Consider the following 18,227-nt stretch of genomic DNA (forward strand, 5'->3'; position numbering starts at 1 on the left):
ATTTGTCCCGGGCCCTCCCAGCGAGTAAGATTCCCCCCAAACGTCAATTCGCAAGGCCCTCCATGTCCACTCAATACAATGCGGATGCCATTGAGGTCCTCAATGGCCTTGAACCGGTGCGTCGCCGCCCCGGCATGTACACCGACACCACCCGGCCCAATCACCTCGGCCAGGAGGTCATCGACAACAGCGTCGACGAGGCGCTGGCGGGTCACGCCCGCAATCTGGAGGTGATCCTGCACGAGGATCAGTCCCTCGAGGTGATCGACGACGGTCGCGGCATGCCGGTGGACATCCACCCGGAGGAAGGGGTTTCCGGTGTGGAGCTGATCCTCTGCAAGCTGCACGCGGGGGGCAAGTTCTCCAACAAGAACTATCAGTTCTCCGGCGGCTTGCACGGGGTAGGGATCTCCGTGGTGAACGCCCTCTCCGATCGGGTCGAGGTGACGGTGCGCCGGGACGGCCAGGTCTATGACATCGCCTTCGAGCGGGGCGAGAAAGTGCAGGAGCTGACCATCACCGGCACCTGCGGACGCCGCAACACCGGCACCCGGGTGCGCTTCTGGCCAGAGGCGCGCTACTTCGATTCGCCGCGCTTCTCGGTCTCCAAGCTCGAGCACCTGCTCAAAGCCAAGGCCGTGCTCTGCCCGGGCCTCACCATCAAGTTCCTCGACAAGAACACCGGCATCAAGCTTGAGTGGTGCTACGAAGACGGCCTCAAGGATTACCTCATCGATGCGGTCAAGCAGTTCACCTGCCTGCCGGAGCAGCCCTTCGTCGGCTCTTTCAGCTCCGAGCAGTCGGCGGTGGACTGGGCCCTGTGCTGGTTGCCGGAAGGGGGCGAATGCCTCGCCGAATCCTATGTGAACCTTATTCCCACCGCGCTCGGTGGCACCCATGTCAACGGCCTGCGCCAGGGGCTGCTCGACGCCATGCGCGAGTTCTGCGAGTTCCGCAACCTCTTGCCTCGCGGGGTCAAGCTGACCCCGGAAGACATCTGGGATCGCTGCGCCTACATCCTCTCCATCAAGATGCAGGACCCGCAGTTTGCAGGGCAGACCAAGGAGCGACTTTCATCCCGCCAGAGCTCGGCCTTCGTGTCGGGCGTGGTGAAGGATGCCTTCAGCCTTTACTTGAACAGCAACACCGAGCTGGCCGAACAGCTGGCGGAGCTCTGTATCTCCAGCGCCCAGCGCCGGATGCGCGCCGCCAAGACGGTAGTGCGCAAGAAGATAACGCAAGGCCCGGCCCTGCCCGGCAAACTGACCGACTGCGGCTGCGCGGATCCCATGCAGGGGGAGCTCTTCCTGGTGGAGGGTGACTCCGCGGGCGGCAGTGCCAAGCAGGCGCGCGACCGCGAATTCCAGGCCATCATGCCGCTTCGCGGCAAGATCCTGAACACCTGGGAGGTGGAGGCCGGTCAGGTGCTCGCCTCGCAAGAAGTACACGACATCTCGGTGGCGATCGGGCTCGACCCCGATTCCGACGACCTCAGTGGCCTGCGCTACGGCAAGGTGTGCATCCTGGCGGATGCGGACTCGGACGGTCTGCACATCGCCACCCTGCTCTGCGCCCTCTTTGTGAAGCACTTCCGCGCCCTGGTGGAAAAGGGCCATGTCTATGTGGCCATGCCGCCCCTCTATCGTATCGACATCGGCAAGGAGGTCTTCTACGCCCTCGACGAGGACGAGAAGAACGGCGTGCTGCAACGGGTCGAGGCCGAGAAGAAGAAGGGCAAGGTGATGGTGACGCGATTCAAGGGGCTGGGTGAGATGAACCCCAAGCAGTTGCGGGAAACCACCATGGATCCCAACACCCGCCGCCTGGTGCAGCTCACCATGGGCGCGGAAGGGGGGGCAGAAGGGGAAGATGGGGACGAGACCCTGCAACTGATGGACATGCTGCTGGCCAAGAAGCGCGCCGGTGATCGCCGCGAATGGCTGGAAGAGAAGGGCAACCTCGCCATCATCTAAAGCGAGTCGCAAGTACCCCACCCTGGCCCTCCCCTTCGCAAGGGAAGGGGGCCAAGCCTCTCCTCCCCCTCATGGAGGGGGAGGTTGGGAGGGGGTCTTGTGATTCACCGTCGGCCCCCTGCCGACCCGCATTTCCGGCGTGCCCTCTGAGGGCGTGCCATAGCAAGAGAACAACCTTATGAGTGATGCTATCGAGCTCAGTCTGTTGGATGAAGTAGAGCGCCAACCAGCTCCCGAACCGAAAGAGATAATCACATGAGTGATGCCATCGAGCTCAGTCTGGACGGGGTAGAGCGCCAGCCAATGCGCACCTTTACCGAACAGGCTTACTTGAACTACTCCATGTACGTCATCATGGATCGGGCCCTGCCGCACATCGGCGACGGCCTCAAGCCCGTGCAGCGGCGCATCATCTACGCCATGAGCGAGCTGGGTCTGTCGGCGCTGTCCAAGCACAAGAAATCCGCCCGTACCGTGGGTGACGTGCTGGGTAAATATCACCCCCACGGCGACAGCGCCTGTTACGAAGCCATGGTGCTGATGGCCCAGCCCTTCTCCTACCGCTACCCGCTGGTGGACGGTCAGGGCAACTGGGGTGCGCCGGACGATCCCAAATCCTTTGCCGCCATGCGTTATACCGAGGCGCGGCTGTCGCGCTTCTCCGAGCTGCTGCTCTCCGAGCTCGGCCAGGGCACGGTGGAGTGGACGCCGAACTTTGACGGCACCATGAAAGAGCCTGTGGTGCTGCCCGCCCGCCTGCCCCACATCCTGCTCAACGGGGTGACCGGCATCGCGGTGGGGATGGCGACCGATATCCCACCCCACAACGCGCGGGAAGTGGCCCACGCCTGTGTGGAACTGCTGGATAACCCCAATGCCGGCCTGGATGCCCTGATGGCCCATGTGCAGGGGCCGGATTACCCGACCAGTGCCGAGATCATCACGCCCCGCGACGACATCCGCAAAATCTACGAGACCGGCAAGGGCTCCATCAAGCAGCGAGCGGTGTGGAGCGAAGAGGATGGCGATATCGTCATCACCGCGCTGCCCCATCAGGCCTCAGGCGCCAAGATCATGGAGCAGATCGCCGCCCAGATGGTGGCCAAGAAGCTGCCCATGGTGACCGATCTGCGGGATGAATCGGACCACGAGAACCCGACCCGTCTGGTGATCGTGCCGCGCTCCAACCGGGTGGACGTGGAGGGGCTGATGGCCCACCTGTTCGCCACCACGGATCTGGAGAAGAACTACCGGGTCAACCTCAACATCCTGGGTCTGGACAACCGGCCCCAGGTGAAAGACCTCAAGACCATCCTCACCGAGTGGTTGAGTTTTCGCCGTGAGACAGTGCGCCGCCGCCTGCAATATCGCCTCGACAAGGTGCTGGCTCGCCTGCACATCCTCGAAGGCTTGCTGATCGCCTATCTCAACATCGACGAGGTGATCGAGATCATCCGTACCGAGGAGGAGCCGGGCCGGGTGATGATGGAGCGCTTCAACATCAGCGAGACCCAGGCCGAGGCGATCCTCGAGCTCAAACTGCGCCACCTGGCCAAGCTCGAAGAGTTCAAGCTGCGCGCCGAGCAGAATGAACTGGCGGAAGAGCGCGACAAGCTGGAACTGATCCTGGGTTCCGAGCGCCGTCTCAGCACATTGCTCAAGAAAGAGATCCTGGCGGACGCCGAGAAGTACGGCGACGATCGCCGCACCCCGCTGGTGGAGCGCGCCACCGCCGTGGCCCTGACCGAGAAGGAGCTCACCCCGAGTGAGCCGGTCACCGTGATCCTCTCCGACAAGGGCTGGGTGCGCGCCGCCAAGGGCCACGACGTGGACGTGGAAGGCCTCTCCTACAAGGCGGGGGATAACTACCTCGCCCATGCCCATGGCCGCAGCAACCAGCAGGCGGTGTTCCTCTCCACCCTGGGACGTACCTACTCCCTGGAGGCGCACACTCTGCCCTCCGCCCGCAGTCAGGGCGAGCCGCTCACCGGCCGCTTCGCGCTGGGGGCAGGGGAAGAGGTGCGCCATCTGGTGATGGGCAACGAAGGCGAGCCGTACCTCATCTGTTCTGACGCCGGTTACGGCTTCGTCTGCAAGTACGATGACCTGATCGGTAAGAACAAGAACGGTAAGGCGCTGCTGACCGTGCCGGAAGGGGGCATCGTCATGGCGCCCCAGAAGATAGGCGCGCCGGACACCGATCTCTGCATGGCCATCTCCAACGAGGGTCGCATGCTGCTGTTCCCGCTCAATACCCTGCCGGTACTCGGCAAGGGCAAGGGCAACAAGCTCATCAGCATCCCGTCGGCGCGCGTGAAGGCGCGGGAGGAGTTTGTGGTGATGGCTGCCGTCATCCCCCAGGGCCAGTCGGTCACTCTGTTTGCCGGCAAGCGCAAGCTGACCCTCAAGCCGTCTGACCTTGACTACTACCGCGGCGAGCGCGGCCGACGTGGCGCCAAGCTGCCCCGCGGGTTGCAGCGGGTGGATCGCATCGAGATTGAAACTGTCGCCGGCGAGACGGTGGCGGGGGACAATCAGGAAGCGTAATGGATAAGAAGGGCGCGAAAGCGCCCTTCTATTTATCACAATGTGAACGTGGTTGTTAATTATTAATTACGCATCACTGAACGTTTATTGATTTTTTACGTAGGTTTATATGTCTCAAGAGGCGCTTGAACAACTTAAGTGGATTTACTCTGGTCTTGCTGGGATTTGCTTGGCTGTCATATTAACCACATTGACTCTAGATGGCGGAGTTATTGAGGGAAGCACTCCGTTAATATTATCAATTTCATTGTTTACGATTTTATTTGTGATGTACACAAGTTTTACCATAGTACATGTGGCTATATCTGAGGACGGTGGCAATCGTGCTGATGTCCATAAAGAACTATCAAAAAAATGGGTTCGTTCGTTAACGTACCTGTCATTTGGTATCTTGTACTTTGCTTTCTTTTTCCTGTTATGCCACATAGGTATCTGGTTTGGAATAGTGTATGCACTATCATCTCTTTTTTTATTTCCCTTAACAACATACTTTTTGGGTTTGATTGGTATCAAGATAGGTGTTTAAATTTAGTTAGAGCATGACTTAGGGCTGATTATTATTGGTTTTGTTTTATGGCTGACACGAGAATATGGTGGGTCCCAATTAACTTGTGAAATATAAATAACTTGGCCGATAATATTTTCCTTCCAGCCAGCTCAATGCCATGCAGGGCCGTAGGTGTGATTAGCGAAGCGTAATCAGACGTTCGTAAAAACCGGTTGCCGCTGTTCTGTTGGCCACCCCTCTTCTCTCTCTTTTGCCTATAGCTACGGAACAAATGGCGTGGACGATTACGCTTCGCTAATCGACCCTACTTGCCCTGCTTGATTCAACGCTCTGCTGCTTGTCGATGGCTTCAGTTGGGATGGTATGTTCCCCCTCATCCCCGACCCTTCTCCCCTTATCTATGGCAAAGAGTGGGAGAAGGGAGCCCAGATCGCAGCAATTTTGGAATGTGTGACAGCTACACCGGTTGGCTGGCGGGATACGATCCCCTCTCCTCTTGGGAGAGGGTGAGGGGAGGCGCCGCTGGGTACAACAAGCCAGGGGAATGGCAACGCCGCCAATCAGTTGTCGAAGTTCCACTCGATGGGCAGCTCAAGATCGAAGACGAGCTGATCCCCGTTGAGGGTAAAATCCACGCTGGTCTGGTGCTGGTCGTATTCGTCGATAAGGCGGCAGCTCTCGGAAAAGTTGGATTCGTAGCCGAGGCGAGCAGTGCCGCCGGTGCGAGCCTCGTCGAGTTCCACCCCCAGCACCCGCAGGGGATCCTTCTGGCTGAGCTTGACCCGGCTGTCGCCCACATCCACCAGCCGCTCCAGCAGGGGGAAGAAGTCCTGCTTGTTGGCCTCGATGGCCCGGGCGATGGCTTGCTCCAGCTCGGTGGCGCTGGCAAGGGCGGGATCCAGCGTGTAGCGGGTCTGGATGCTTTCCTGAGTCATATTGTGCTCCTTGGGGCAATGAACCTGCGTCGGCCATCAGCACGATAGGCGGTGAGCAAGGCATGCCTAGCCATTAAATAAGGTGGTGATTCATTCTGGTGGATAAAACCATCACAAAAAACCGATGAAGGCAGCATATTGCTTCTCATCAGGCGGGGATGCGGCCATTGCGCACCAGGGCCCGGCGGATATTTTTGCACATCTTGCCGAAGCGGTTGAGCTCGTCGAAGCTGGGCGGGATGCCGCGATCGATCTGATATTGCCAGTAGCAGAGGTCCGTATCCACCAGCTCCATCAGCTTCTTGGGGCAGCCGATGCAGGTGTTGTCCGGCCCGCATTTGAAGGTATCCGGTTGATAGAGCGGAAATTCCGCCTTCACGGCGTCGATGATCTGCTGCATGGCGGTCATGCGGTCCGGCTTTCTGCTCACGCCTGGCTCCTGCTGCCTGTAGGAAGGATGCATTATATCCCTGCCAAAAACGGGGCCAATTAGGCTAACGAGGTAGTCCGACCAGGATGTCCGCCGGCCAGACACCGCAACACCCGGCGGGCCGGGCGTTGTGATGCGACAGGATGGCGGCGAACACGCGCCCTAGAAGTCGTGGTAGAGGGGCCAGCCGAGCAATGTGCTCGAGTACGGCGGGACCCAGAAGTTAGTCATTAGCATTGATAATGGTCATAGGCTTCGCGCGTGTTGATTTTGTGTGGCGATAAACGAGATCACAAACGAAGTGTTTTTATATCTATTTCAATTGGTTGAATCTGAAGGTCCTGTATATGACGCACTCATTTCGGCGCGTCTCCCAAGAGGTGATCTTCGACACTGCTCATGGACAGGGCTTCAATAAGAACCTTCTCCAGGATGACAAAAAAACATTTTATGTGAGCCTGTTTCAATACCTGCGGCCGGGTCACCAGATAGACCTCCATATCTGGAAGCTGGAGTTCCGGGAACAATCCGATCAGACCCTTCGCCAGAATACGGGGCAGCACCGCCACGCCCATACCTCGCCTCACCGATTCGAGTTGAACAGCGAACGAGTTCACGCTGATCGGCGTGTGGTCCAGACCTGCGGCCTTTGCCGCACGCATTTGAGGCAACATGTCCAGCGGAGGAAGCAGGCCAATATTGACCGCAGTGGCTGGAGTCAGCCCCGGAAACTGCTTCAGATAAGCTGCATCGGCGAAGACACCATAAGCGAGCCTGTCTATGAAGCGATAAATAAGCGAAGGTTCGCCCAGATGAGTCGTGCGTACAGCAATGTCTGCGGCGCCGCGGACGATCTTGTGAAAATCGGCTGTGACCAGCAACTCCACCGAGCATCGCGGATGCAGAGTGGTGAAGCGACTCGCGGCCTCCAGCACGCAAGACGAGAACCCCTCTCCTGCACTGACCACGATATTGCCAGATAGCACGGTGTGCGGTTCGGACATGCCCGTCACGGTTTGACGTCTCAAGCCTGCTTCTGCAGCCAGGGCAACGTCCACGAGGGATTGGCCTCGCGGGGTCAATCTGCATCCTTCAACTCCCCGCTCGACGAGTGGCTCGCCCAGTGCGCCTTCAAGCTGAGTCAGCCGTCGCGCCACAGTAGAGGCTGCGATCCCCAGCAATTGGCCAGCCTGAAGAAAGCTGCCACGTCGCGAGACTGCCAACAACAGGCGAAGATCGTCCCAGTTTGCTTGCAAAGCCATGCTCCATATCTTGCCTGATCTGCAAATTTGCAAAGCCATTATGCAGTAGTCGCTGTTTTTAGATAGCGGCGTCAACGGTATATCTACACTCCCTCGAAAAGCATGGAATGGACTGTATGACAACTGGTTCCAATGGCTATGCGGCATGCGCCGCCAGCGCCTTTAATCGCCGAGACCTGGAGGCGATGTTTGCACTGGTTTCCGAAGACGTTATCTACTTCGATGGCATAGGGATACAAACAGGTCGTGAGGCCATGCAGAAGCGAGAGCTGGCGCTACTCGAAGCATTCCCTGATGCCCAAGTGATCTTGAGCCCATTTGTTGTCACTGACGATCGTTTGGCACTGATCGTCTTCCTGACCGGCACCTTCACTGCACCATTAGTGCTGTCGGACCGGGTGATTCCACCTCATGGGCGCCACATTACCTTGTATTACGCCGCACACCTGACCTTCAGAGACGGCTTGGTCATACGTGAAGAAGTTTTCTTCGACAGTGTGGTATTGATGCCGTTAGCCGACCAGATTGAGGGGTGATGCATGCATAACACATTTGTCACTGGCGCGACCGGCTTGCTGGGCAACAACCTGGTGCGTGAATTGGTCGCTCGTGGTCACGCAGTCAAAGCCCTGGTTCGTTCAAGAGCCAAAGGTGAACAACAGTTCAAGGATTTGCCGGGTGTGGAACTGGTGGTGGGTGACATGGCTGATGTCGATGCGTTCGCTGCGTCGCTACAAGGCTGTGATACGGTGTTCCACACTGCAGCGTACTTTCGCGACTGCTACAAGGGCGGCAGTCACTGGGAGGAGCTCGACAAGATTAATGTGTCAGGTACACGGAACCTGCTTGGCCAGGCCTACAGCGCTGGCATAAGACGGTTTATCCATACGTCTTCCATTGCCGTGCTCGACGGCGCACCCGGCACGTCAATTGATGAAAGCTGTCTGCGGGCCGACGCTGACGCGGATGACTATTACCGCAGCAAGATCCTCGCCGACCGTGTCGTCCTGTCGTTCCTGGAAGCCCATCCCGAGATGCATGCCTGCATGGTCCTGCCTGGCTGGATGTGGGGTCCTGCCGACATTGGCCCGACCTCCTCGGGACAGTTGGTCAACGATGTCGTACGCGGCAAATTGCCCGGACTTATCCCCGGTAGCTTCTCCGTTGTCGATGCTCGCGATGTGGTATTGGCGTTGATCGCTGCAGCCAAGTATGGGCGCCGGGGTGAGCGCTATCTCGCTGCGGGCCGGCATATGACAATGCGTGAGCTGATACCTGTTCTTGGGCGCATCGCTGGCGTCAAGACACCCGTTCGACAACTGCCGCTGCCCTTTTTATACGCCTTGGCGGCGGTGCAGGAGGTCTACGCGCGTATTACTGGCAAGCCCATTCTGCTGAGCATGGCTACGTTGCGCCTGTTGATACGAGAAAAGGACCGCACCTGTTTCAATCACGGCAAAAGTGAGCGAGAACTTGATCTGCGTTTCCGGGCGTTGGAGCAAACCATCACCGACACAGTGGTGTGGTACCGTGATCACGGTTGGTTTGGAACATATCAGGACAAGGGCGTAAACGGACAGTGAGACAGTGAGCAGAAAATAATCCTGATGCGTCACGGCCAGCCAAAGCTGGCCGGAACCGACAAAATGTCAGCGCTCGAGATGAAAGATTGGATCGAGCAGTACGACAGTTCCGACATTACCAAGTACCCCGTCCCGGATGCCAGCAGGCAACTCGCCGCCACCGCCAAGGTAATAGTCTCGAGCAACTTGCCTCGCGCGCTGACCTCAGTCCAGGCTCTCGGCCTGAAGCCCGCCCTCATCGACGGGCTATTTTGTGAAGCGCAACTGCCTTATGGCCACTGGATACTGCCACGGCTATCGCCGTTTGCCTGGGCGTTTATCCTGCGAATTTTATGGTTGTGGGGTTACTCACACAGAGTCGAATCTGTCGGCACTGCGAAGATGCGCGCCAGCACGACAGCTCAACGACTTCAATCCCTTGCCAGCGAAGGACCGGTGCTGCTGCTCGGTCATGGCTTTATGAATCGAATGATCGCCAGACAACTGGAGGCAGATGGATGGACTCGCCAAACAGGTAACGGCAGCCAATATTGGAGTGCGACTGTGTATCAAAATGACAGCATTTAAGAGGTGAGCGCTTCTGTTATACAGAGATCGGCGACCCCCCTTCGAAATTGACTGGGCCGATACGGGTATGGTTGCAATGACCTGCGAGCGTTCCGAGAGGAGCGCTCGACGCCTTACAATTGGGTTGGTTGTACGTTGGTGCTTATATAGGGGCGTGTTCTATTGGCAGTGCTTGTTCGGCGGCGGCTACTGCCAGGCAGATAGCACAACGCCCGGCAAGCCGGGCGTTGTGGGGAGGAGCGGCGGGGGCCGTCCTGCAAGGGGGTATGGCCCCTTAGAAGTCGTGGTAGAGGGGCCAGCCGAGCAATGGATGCTTGAGACCGGCGCGCATCTCCATGTTGTCGAGCTTCTCCGGCGAGGCGTCCTCTTTTTGCAACTGCTGGTACTGACGCACAAACCCCAGGGTATGCAGCAGGTTGGGCACAAAGCCCGGGCTCAGCTCCTGACGCAGGGCGGTGGCCATGTCGGCGGGCAACGCGCTCAGCATCAGGGTGAGCTGGGCGGCGAGGTAGTCGGTGTCGTACCAGCCCTCGTCGAGCTCAATCTCCCGCGCCAGTTTGCGCTTGAGATCCTGCTTCACCCTGAGGGGGGCGGCGCCACTGCCCTTGCCGCAGAGGATGCGGTAGAGCAGCGCCTCGGCCAGCTTGTCCTCCATGGTGGGGTGGTCGCTCTCGCAGGCGAAGAAGTGCTGGTCGATGAGCGCCATCAGGCGGCTCTTGTTGTGCTCGGTCAGCGCCTTCTCGTACTCCTGCCACCCTTGCCACTCCTCCACATCGGGGGGGCTGGAGATCTTGTCCAGCAGGCGCGCATCCACGTCACCGTAGAGGCTGTTGCCAGCCTGCTTGGGGCTGACGGTGATGAGCATCGACCAGCCCTTCTGGAACGGCTTGATGGGGCCTTCCGGCGCCTGCAGCAGGGCCAGGGCCTTGGCCGGGTCCCGTTGGGAGAGCTCCTGCAGACCGAGGCTCACCACGCCGATGACGTCGTGGGCGGCCTGCTCCAGCAGGTGCATCTTGTACTTGTTGTAGTACTTGTCGGCGAATTTGAGGCTCATCAGCACCGCCTTGCCCTTGATGGCGGCGAGCTGCTGCTGACTCAAGAGTTCGTTGTCGCGGCCAAAGCGCAGCACCTGGGTCAGAAAGGGGCCCTGGTTGGCATCGCGAATGACTAACTGCATGAATGGGCTCCTTAATCCAGAAAGCTGAACATGTCGTCGACGTCACCGTACTCGTCTTCCTCGACCTTGTTCTTCTCTTTGGCCTGCATCACCAGCTCGGCGGCAAACTTGTTGATGATGCCGTCCCAGGTGGAGTGCTCGTTGCGCAGCAGCGACTTGATGGATTTTTCCACCTCGGGGGCCAGCTCGCGAATGAGCATCAAGAGGCTGCGCGGGTCGTCCAGCGCATAGTCGTGGCTGTCTTCGGCCTGCTGGCGCTCGCTGTAGCGCAGGGACTCTTCGAGATCTTCCTCTTCGGCGTGCAGCACGTCGCGATAGCCTTCGTCCTCTTCATAGCGATCGCCGCGATAGAACTCGATAAAGGGGATGGCGAGGTAGAAGAGACCGGCCGGATCTTCGGCCACGCACTCGAGGATCTCCCGCTGCTTGGCCTCGCTATCCTGGGTGCGGATCAGGTAGTTGAGGAAGTCGAAGGTGTGCTGTTGCAGCTCGTCGGCGTTGTTCTTGATCGCCTCTTCCCAGTAGAGGGGCTGCTGGCAGACGATGTCGCGGATCCGCTCCGGGGTCATCAGCTCGGAGATGATGGAAGGGAAGGAGATGTCGTGCTGGCCGTTGATCTGGGTCAGGGTAACGATATCAATGTTTTCAATCACTTCTGCCAACTGGTCGTCAGACATGGTCTTGGCGATCAGCTCGAACTTCTCGCTGGCCTGCTTCGGCTCGATGACGGCCAGCTCTTTGATCTCGATGGCGGTAATTTCTATCAGACTGTTGCTCATGCCTTGCCCCAATTAGAAACGGACTTCGTCGTACATATCCTGATCGCCATCGTCATCACCATAGCGGTCACTGCCGCCGTGGTAGTCGGCGTCGGCATCTTCCCCGTCTTCCTCTTCTTCGTCCCGCAGCTCATAGTCGTCATCAGCGCGGTGGCTGCCGCGCGGCAGCGGGTTGTCGAGCAGGAACAGCACGGCGCAGGCTTCCATCAGCTGATCTTCGCTCTGTGCCCGCACCGCCTTGACCAGGGGCAGGATGGCGTTGTTGAAGCCGACGCTCACCTTGAACTCGTCCCAGGAGGGCTGCTCGCCGCTGGCGAGCCACTTGTTCCACTGCGACTTGGCCTTGGCCGGGAACTGCACCCGGCCATAGAGGGCGAGCGGCAGGTATTCGGGCATGAACTCCAGCATGCTCATGTCGGCCAGCAGCAGGGCCTTCATCTGGTCGGTGAACTGCTCGAGCCCCTTGGGGTCATCCTGATCCCGGTAGGATTCGATGTTCTCGCTGGCATCGCTTTGCAGGGCCTTGAGCCGTGCCTGGTCCCATTTTTTTTGCATAGTCGCTCTTCTTGCCTGGTGGCTCAGGGGTAGAACTGGTCCCACATCTCCTGCATGGCAGCAGCGGGATCGGTCACGATGACGTTGTTGAAATCCTTGATAAAGGCGGCCCGCTGTTTCGGATCGGACAGCACTTCATAGGCCTGCTTTACCTGGTGCAGCCGGGCGGCTGCCTGCTCTTTCTCTTCTTCGCTCGCCCCGTGCAGCTTGTCGGGGTGGTACTGGTTCGACAGCCGTCGATAGGCTTTTTTGATGTCGTTTTCACTGGCATTGGACTTGACGCCCAACACCCGGAAGTAGTTGTTCATGACGGATCCTGCCTCACTGGCATGGTGGAATTCATCCTGTGTCGACCTGGTGGCGCAACGTCGGCAAACCAGGCTCGGCAAAAACCGGAGATTTTAACGGAAAGCCGGCGCCTCTGCCATGAAAGTGCGGTCTTTCTGTACGAAAAGAGCGGGCGGTGCGAGATGGCGGTGGGGCTACACTGGCAGAGGGGGGCGGCAGGCCCCGGCGTTGCCCGGCCCCCTCTTGTCCGAACCATCCGGATTCTGCCGTCACAAGGAGTCATCGCCATGGTCAAGTCCGCGTTTTTCGTGCTCGCGCTGGCAGGCAGTGCCGCCTCTGCCAGCGACATATTGCCCGTCTCGCCGCTGATGGGGGATGTCACCAGGGCCCAGTTCATGGAGCGCGCCGCCCAGCGCTTTGCCCTGCAAGACAAAAACGGTGACGGCGTGCTGTCGGTTGCCGAGAAAGAGGCCAACCTGGCAAAGCTGGCTGGCGTGATGCAACAGGCTGGCAAGCCGGTCCCGGAGCGGATGAGCCAGCTCAAGCCGTCGCGGGAGACCACCAGGGCCCAGTTCATGGCGCGGCAGGAGGCGCTCTTCACTCGCCTGGACAAGAACGGTGACGGAGTGATCGGGGAGTCTGAGCGTCTCGACATCAAGGCCAATCTGGAGAAGCGGGCGATGGAGGCCGCCCAATAGGACGGGTTGTCAGCCCTCTGATGAAAAAGAGCCCGGTAGCGATACCGGGCTCTTTGCATCTCTGGCATGAAGGGGGCTACCAGCTTGCCCAGAGCAGCCGCAACCTGAGCCCCCAGGCGCTGCTCCAGCCGGTGGTGCTGCTCACCAGAGCCCCATCCTTGATGACGAGGAAGGTCGGCGTCACCCCCACCTGCCAGCGGGCGGCCAGATCCCCGGACTCGTCGTTGTGGGTGGGGAAGGTCAGCCCCTTCTTCGCCATCCCGGCGCGCAATTGCTCATCGCTGCCGGAGCGCAGGGCCACCGTCAGCACATTTTCACCCTCCTGCCAGAGCTGCTCCACCGTGGGAGTGGTGAAGCGGCACACCCCGCACCAGCTGGCCCAGTAGTAGACCAGCAGGGGCTTGCCGCGGCTCTGCGCGGCCAGAGTGGTGGTGGTGCCGTCCTGCAGGGTGAAGGGGGTCTCCATGGCCCCCGCCGGCAGGGTGGGGCTGCGCCACAGATCCACCAGGGTGGTGATGACGAGCGCCATCAGCAGCAGCCAGAGCGCCTCCTTGCCCCAGCGGCGCCAGCGGGGGGCCTTTATGCCTGTATCCTCGGCCATGGCTTAGCTCCGCTTGGCCAGCTCGGCTTTGACCAGCTGCTCCAGCTCGTCATAGGGAATGGCACCCGGCACCAGCTGGTTGCCGATAAGGGTCGCCGGGGTGCCTTGCACGCCCAGCAGGGTGCCGATGCGCAGGCTGTTGCGCAGCTCTTCGGTGGCCTTGCCTGCGGGCTTGAGGGTCAGGTTGTCGGTGGCGGCCAGCGCCTTGTTGATGTCCGTCTCGGTCAGCATCCCCTGCTTGCTCATGAGCTTGTCGTGCAGGGGGAGGAAGCGGGCAGGATCCTGTTGCCACAGGGTCAGGCTGTACTGGGCTGCCTTGGCGGAGGTCTGTCCCTTGAACGGCAGCAGCTTGATCACCAGCCCCAGATCGTCCGGATAGGCCGCGAGCAGCTTGGCGACCGCCGGGTCGAACTGCTTGCAGTAGGGGCAGTTGTAGTCGGTGAACAGCACCAGGGTCAGCTTGGGATGCTTGGCGCCGAGGCGCGGGCTGGTGGGGCTGTTGAACAGCACGTCCTGGTTGCCCTTGATGAAGTCACCCATCTGGGCTTGCTGGGTCGCGGCGTTCTGTTTCTCCCAGGATTCGGCTGCCTCGTCGAGGATCCCGGGGTTGGCGATCAGGGTCTCGCGAATGAGCTCCTTGATGCGGGCCTCCTGCTCCGGGGTGAAGGGGGCGGCGTGCAGCGTGGGGGTGCCCAGGGTGGCGGCGACCAGGGCGGTGCAGAGGGTCAGGGTTCGCAGTCTCATGGCATTCTCCTTAGAAATGGGTGGCATCGGCCTGAACGAGGCCGGCCTTGTGCAAGCTGTCGAGCAAGTCGGCCTTGTCCAGCAGGGGAGAGAGGACCTCTCCTTCCGGCAGGCCGGGCCCGTAGATCTGGTTGAAGGGAACGGCGGCGGCGCCACGCTGGCGCAGGAAGACGGAGATGGCATCGCTCGGCCGGCTCCAGTCGCCGCGAAGGGCTACCACGTCCGGGGCCGACAGGGCGCGCTGCACCTCGTCACGCAGCAGCACGTTGTATTTGTTGGCCTTGCAGGTGACGCACCAGTCGGCGGTGACATCCACGAAGACCCGCTTGTTCTGGGCCAGGGCGTCGGCGATGGCCTGTTCGGAGAGCGGCTGCCAGGCGATGCGATCGACGCTGCCACCCCCTTTCACCGTGAGGGCGCCCCCCAGCAGCAGGGCGCCGCCGATGAGTGCCGAGAGGGAGAGGGCCAGCGTGAAGCCGCGCAGGCCATAGCGCCAGAGGATGCCCATCAGCAGCGCCAGCACCATGGCGGCCATCAGCCAGCCGGTGGCCGTGGTGCCCAGATGGTTGCCGAGCAGGCTCGCCAGCCAGAGGCTGGAGCCCAGCATCATCAGCCCGAGCAGGATGCGCAGTCGCTCCATCCAGCGCCCCGGTTTGGGCAGCCAGAGGGCAAGGCGCGGCAGGGCCGCCACCAGCAGCCAGGGCAGGCTCATGCCAAGGCCGAGGGCCGTGAAGATGAGCCAGAGCTGGCCGAGGGGCGCCGCCAGTGCAAAGGCCACCGCGGTGCCGAGGAAGGGGGCCGAGCAGGGGGTCGCGAGCAGGGTGGCGAAACTCCCTTGCAGGAAGTGACCGCCGAGCCCCTCGCCGCCGCGGGTGGCGAGGCGAGTGTTGAGGTTGCTGGGCAACCTTATCTCGAACAGCCCCAGCAGGTTGGCGCAAAACAGCAGGGTGACCAGCACCATGAAGCCGATGAAACCAGCGCTCTGGAACTGGATCCCCCAACCTACGGCCCCTTGTGTGGCGCGCAGCAGGCTGCTCATGGCTGCCAGCACCCAGAAGGAGGTGATTATCCCGGCGCTGGCGGCGAGGAACTGCTTGCGCACGCCTCCTTGTTCGCGCTCCTGCTGCTGCAGCACGGTGCCAAGTTTCAGAGCCAGCACCGGCAGCACGCAGGGCATCAGGTTGAGGATGAGACCGCCGAGCAGCGCTGCCCCCAGCAGCCAGAGGAGTGGCTGCCCCGGGGCCGGCAGGGCGAGGGGATCGGCGATGGTGGCGCGGGTCTGCCAGGCCTGCTCGCCGCTGGTGAGCAGCAGGCCGAGGGATTGGCCACGCAAGTCAGGGGCATCCCCCTGCCAGCCATCGCTGACCGGCACCCGGGCAATCAGGGTGGTGCCGCTTACCTCGAGCGCGGGCTTGCCGAACTCGGCCCCCTCCAGCGCATCGATGAAGAGCGCAGGTTCCTGCCAGCCTTCTGCCCGCTCGGCCCGCAGTTGCAGCTGGTTATGCTGGTAGCCGAGCTCGACCCGGGTGTCGGCGGGCAGCGTCTGTGGCAGGGTGCTCATGGCCCGGGCCCAGGCGAAGTCAAAGCCGGCCGGCGCTTGCTCATCCGCCGCCAGGGTGAAGGGGTAGTCGGTCAGGATGCAGACATTGCTGCAGGTGGAGAGGCGCAAGGTGCCCTTGAGCGGCTGTCCGGCCGGGTAGCCCAGGCTCAGGGGGAAGCGTACCTGCTCCTGATAGCCCTGGGTGCTGAGCCCGGCGACCTCGAAGGGGCGCGGAGTGGGCCAGTGCCACTGGAAGTCGCCGACCGGCTCATCCCACAGGATCTGGGGCGCTATGCCCCCTTCACCCGGGCTGTGCCAGTAGGTCTTCCAGCCTGACTCCAGCTGGACATCGAGCAGGATGCGGGTCTGATCCGGGACGCTGCGGTCGGCTTGCAGCCTGACCTTGGCGTGACTGTTCTGGGGGCGGGTGAGCCACCCCGTATCGCTGGCCAATCCGCTGGATTGCCACAGCAGGCTGCCCAGTAGCAGGGCCGCCTTGAAGAGATTCGACATGTGTTGGGTCTCGCAAAAAAATGAGTGACAGCAGGCTGAAAAAGCGCGGCTGAACTCATTCCCGCCAGACGCAGAGGGTGAGGTGCAGTCGCCGCTCCGGCGGCGAGACATTGATGGGGGGAGGCAGTGCCGGCGCGCGCCGTGACAGGGGCACCAGCAGGGCAATCACGAAGGCGATGGCGAAGAAGAGTTGCTCCACGCACAGCAGACTGGCGGCGCTCAGCCACTTGCCGTTGAGCTGGCAGCTGTTGGGCTGCACACTGGCGGGCGTGCCCTTGTCGGCCTGGTCGTCGGCTGAGGCAAACTGGGGCAGGGTCTGGCAACTCACTGCGTGATCGAGCAGGGCGAGGCGGGCCAGCGGCTGGGCCGCGCAATTGAGCACCAGCAGGCAGACCAGCAGCAGGAGTCGTGTCGCCGCGCGTTGTTGCAAAATCATGCTCGCCCCGTTCATCAAGATGGCCACATCCTAGCGGGCAATGGCGGGTGGGGCAAGCCGGGGTGACCGGTGACGTCCGGGGCTGGTCGGTTCTGTCTGGCGAACGCTTGTTCGCTAAAAGGGGGACCAGTATACTGCGCCGAGTCAAATTCCGAGGTGTTCGATGCTCAAACTTGCCCGTGTGCTGCTGCTGGCACTGCTGCTCGTCTTCTGGTTCCTGTTCGGCCTGTTGCTTTGTCTGGTGCGCCCGCGCCACCCGAACAACGTCTATGTCTTCGCCCGCATGTATCATGCGGTCTGCCCGCTGATCGGCCTCAAGGTCCGGGTGACGGTGGCCGACGAGGTCAAATCGGTGGGACCGGCGGTCTACGTCTGCAATCACCAGAGCAACTACGACATCTTCACCGTGACCGGCGCCGTGCAGCCCGGCGTGGTGGCGGTGGGCAAGAAGAGCTTGCTGTGGCTCCCCTTCTTCGGCCTCATCTTCTGGCTTTCCGGCAACGTGCTGATCGACCGCTCCAACCGCTCCCGCGCCATCGGCACCATCGGCCAGGTGGTGGATCGCATCAAGCATCGCGGCACCTCCATCTGGATGTTCCCGGAGGGGACCCGCTCCCAGGGGCGCGGTCTGCTGCCGTTCAAGGCGGGGGCCTTCCACACTGCCGTCCAGGCCGAGGTGCCCGTGGTGCCCATCGTCTGCTCCAGCTACTTCGGTCAGGTCGATCTCAACCGCTGGGACAACGGCGAGGTGCTGCTGGAGGTGATGGCCCCGGTGTGCAGCAAGGAGCACGGCGCCGCTGGCATTCGCGAGCTCTCCGACACCTGCCGGGAGAAGATGGAAGCCAAGCTGGCGGAGCTGGATGGCAAGCTCGGCCATCGACCGGCGGCCTGAGCCCGGTTGCAGAGAAGAGAGGGAGCCGCTGGCTCCCTTTTTTATTGGTGAAAATCACCATCTTGTTGGTTTTTTTCACCACGTTGTATCCGGTGAACATCCATCGTTAACTTTCATCTAATTGTAAATAAAGGCAAAAACATTCTGGCACGGCTCTTGTAATGTCATGGGAAGAGAGTGACACCCCATCAACAAGGAG

At 60.9% G+C, this 18,227-nt stretch carries 18 protein-coding genes; 7 read left to right on the top strand and 11 right to left on the bottom strand.

Going from position 1 to position 18,227, the window contains the following annotated elements; all coding sequences use genetic code 11:
- Window positions 1-62 precede the first annotated feature (62 nt).
- Together parE and parC are read left to right on the top strand one after the other, a co-directional pair.
- A complete protein-coding gene (gene parE, locus AB5Y68_RS19660; RefSeq protein WP_039039751.1) occupies window positions 63-1,973 on the top strand; it encodes a DNA topoisomerase IV subunit B in 1,911 nt (636 codons plus the stop codon).
- A 255-nt stretch (window positions 1,974-2,228) separates the two neighbouring features.
- The gene (gene parC / locus AB5Y68_RS19665) at window positions 2,229-4,520 is read left to right on the top strand and encodes a DNA topoisomerase IV subunit A (RefSeq protein ID WP_039039750.1); all 2,292 of its coding nucleotides are present in this window, start codon (window positions 2,229-2,231) and stop codon (window positions 4,518-4,520) included.
- Window positions 4,521-5,588: 1,068 nt separating this feature from the next.
- Here the strand turns inward: parC and AB5Y68_RS19670 are convergent.
- The 3 genes from AB5Y68_RS19670 to AB5Y68_RS19680 all read right to left on the bottom strand — a co-directional run bounded on the left by AB5Y68_RS19670 (window position 5,589) and on the right by AB5Y68_RS19680 (window position 7,655).
- Window positions 5,589-5,963 (bottom strand): hypothetical protein, encoded by a 375-nt coding sequence (locus AB5Y68_RS19670; protein WP_039039749.1) that lies wholly within the window; start codon window positions 5,961-5,963, stop codon window positions 5,589-5,591.
- A gap of 148 nt (window positions 5,964-6,111) precedes the next feature.
- Window positions 6,112-6,363, bottom strand: coding sequence for a hypothetical protein (locus tag AB5Y68_RS19675; RefSeq protein WP_039039818.1), 252 nt, complete (start codon window positions 6,361-6,363; stop codon window positions 6,112-6,114).
- A 386-nt stretch (window positions 6,364-6,749) separates the two neighbouring features.
- Window positions 6,750-7,655 carry a LysR family transcriptional regulator gene (locus AB5Y68_RS19680; protein ID WP_039039748.1) on the bottom strand — a complete coding sequence of 302 codons (906 nt, stop codon included), beginning with the start codon at window positions 7,653-7,655 and terminating at the stop codon, window positions 6,750-6,752.
- A 116-nt stretch (window positions 7,656-7,771) separates the two neighbouring features.
- Between AB5Y68_RS19680 and AB5Y68_RS19685 the strand changes: the two genes are divergently transcribed.
- From AB5Y68_RS19685 to AB5Y68_RS19695, 3 genes are all read left to right on the top strand, one after another.
- Entirely contained in the window at window positions 7,772-8,191 is a 420-nt protein-coding gene (locus AB5Y68_RS19685; RefSeq protein ID WP_039039747.1) for an ester cyclase, read from the top strand.
- A 3-nt stretch (window positions 8,192-8,194) separates the two neighbouring features.
- Complete coding sequence (locus tag AB5Y68_RS19690; protein WP_039039746.1) at window positions 8,195-9,238, top strand: SDR family oxidoreductase; 1,044 nt, start codon at window positions 8,195-8,197, stop codon at window positions 9,236-9,238.
- Between the two features lie 63 nt (window positions 9,239-9,301).
- Complete coding sequence (locus AB5Y68_RS19695) at window positions 9,302-9,805, top strand: histidine phosphatase family protein (RefSeq protein ID WP_270829789.1); 504 nt, start codon at window positions 9,302-9,304, stop codon at window positions 9,803-9,805.
- Window positions 9,806-10,079: 274 nt separating this feature from the next.
- Here the strand turns inward: AB5Y68_RS19695 and AB5Y68_RS19700 are convergent, their stop codons facing one another.
- The 4 genes from AB5Y68_RS19700 to AB5Y68_RS19715 are packed head-to-tail and all read right to left on the bottom strand — an operon-like array spanning window position 10,080 to window position 12,624.
- On the bottom strand, window positions 10,080-10,982 hold the full coding sequence (locus AB5Y68_RS19700) for a hypothetical protein (RefSeq protein ID WP_039039744.1): 903 nt from the start codon (window positions 10,980-10,982) through the stop codon (window positions 10,080-10,082).
- An 11-nt stretch (window positions 10,983-10,993) separates the two neighbouring features.
- Window positions 10,994-11,761, bottom strand: a complete 768-nt coding sequence (locus AB5Y68_RS19705) for a hypothetical protein (RefSeq protein WP_026035107.1) — start codon at window positions 11,759-11,761, stop codon at window positions 10,994-10,996.
- A gap of 12 nt (window positions 11,762-11,773) precedes the next feature.
- A complete protein-coding gene (locus tag AB5Y68_RS19710; RefSeq protein WP_039039743.1) occupies window positions 11,774-12,316 on the bottom strand; it encodes a hypothetical protein in 543 nt (180 codons plus the stop codon).
- A gap of 23 nt (window positions 12,317-12,339) precedes the next feature.
- Window positions 12,340-12,624, bottom strand: coding sequence for a DnaJ domain-containing protein (locus AB5Y68_RS19715; RefSeq protein WP_024943298.1), 285 nt, complete (start codon window positions 12,622-12,624; stop codon window positions 12,340-12,342).
- Window positions 12,625-12,891: 267 nt separating this feature from the next.
- Between AB5Y68_RS19715 and AB5Y68_RS19720 the strand changes: the two genes are divergently transcribed.
- On the top strand, window positions 12,892-13,302 hold the full coding sequence (locus AB5Y68_RS19720) for an EF-hand domain-containing protein (RefSeq protein WP_039039742.1): 411 nt from the start codon (window positions 12,892-12,894) through the stop codon (window positions 13,300-13,302).
- 76 nt (window positions 13,303-13,378) lie between these two features.
- Here AB5Y68_RS19720 and AB5Y68_RS19725 read toward each other — a convergent pair whose 3' ends face one another.
- From AB5Y68_RS19725 to AB5Y68_RS19740, 4 genes are read right to left on the bottom strand one after another with little or no spacing between them, the layout of a single operon-like run.
- The gene (locus AB5Y68_RS19725) at window positions 13,379-13,903 is read right to left on the bottom strand and encodes a protein disulfide oxidoreductase (protein WP_039039741.1); all 525 of its coding nucleotides are present in this window, start codon (window positions 13,901-13,903) and stop codon (window positions 13,379-13,381) included.
- Window positions 13,904-13,906: 3 nt separating this feature from the next.
- Entirely contained in the window at window positions 13,907-14,647 is a 741-nt protein-coding gene (locus AB5Y68_RS19730; RefSeq protein ID WP_010672791.1) for a DsbA family protein, read from the bottom strand.
- Between the two features lie 10 nt (window positions 14,648-14,657).
- Complete coding sequence (locus tag AB5Y68_RS19735) at window positions 14,658-16,700, bottom strand: protein-disulfide reductase DsbD (protein ID WP_039039740.1); 2,043 nt, start codon at window positions 16,698-16,700, stop codon at window positions 14,658-14,660.
- A gap of 55 nt (window positions 16,701-16,755) precedes the next feature.
- Complete coding sequence (locus AB5Y68_RS19740) at window positions 16,756-17,136, bottom strand: hypothetical protein (RefSeq protein WP_039039817.1); 381 nt, start codon at window positions 17,134-17,136, stop codon at window positions 16,756-16,758.
- Between the two features lie 163 nt (window positions 17,137-17,299).
- On the opposite strand from AB5Y68_RS19740, the gene AB5Y68_RS19745 reads away from it, so the two are divergent.
- The gene (locus AB5Y68_RS19745; RefSeq protein WP_039039739.1) at window positions 17,300-18,028 is read left to right on the top strand and encodes a 1-acylglycerol-3-phosphate O-acyltransferase; all 729 of its coding nucleotides are present in this window, start codon (window positions 17,300-17,302) and stop codon (window positions 18,026-18,028) included.
- Window positions 18,029-18,227 lie beyond the last annotated feature (199 nt).

The sequence above is a fragment of the Aeromonas sp. R6-1 genome (assembly GCF_040908165.1).
GTDB classification, from domain to species: domain Bacteria; phylum Pseudomonadota; class Gammaproteobacteria; order Enterobacterales; family Aeromonadaceae; genus Aeromonas; species Aeromonas caviae.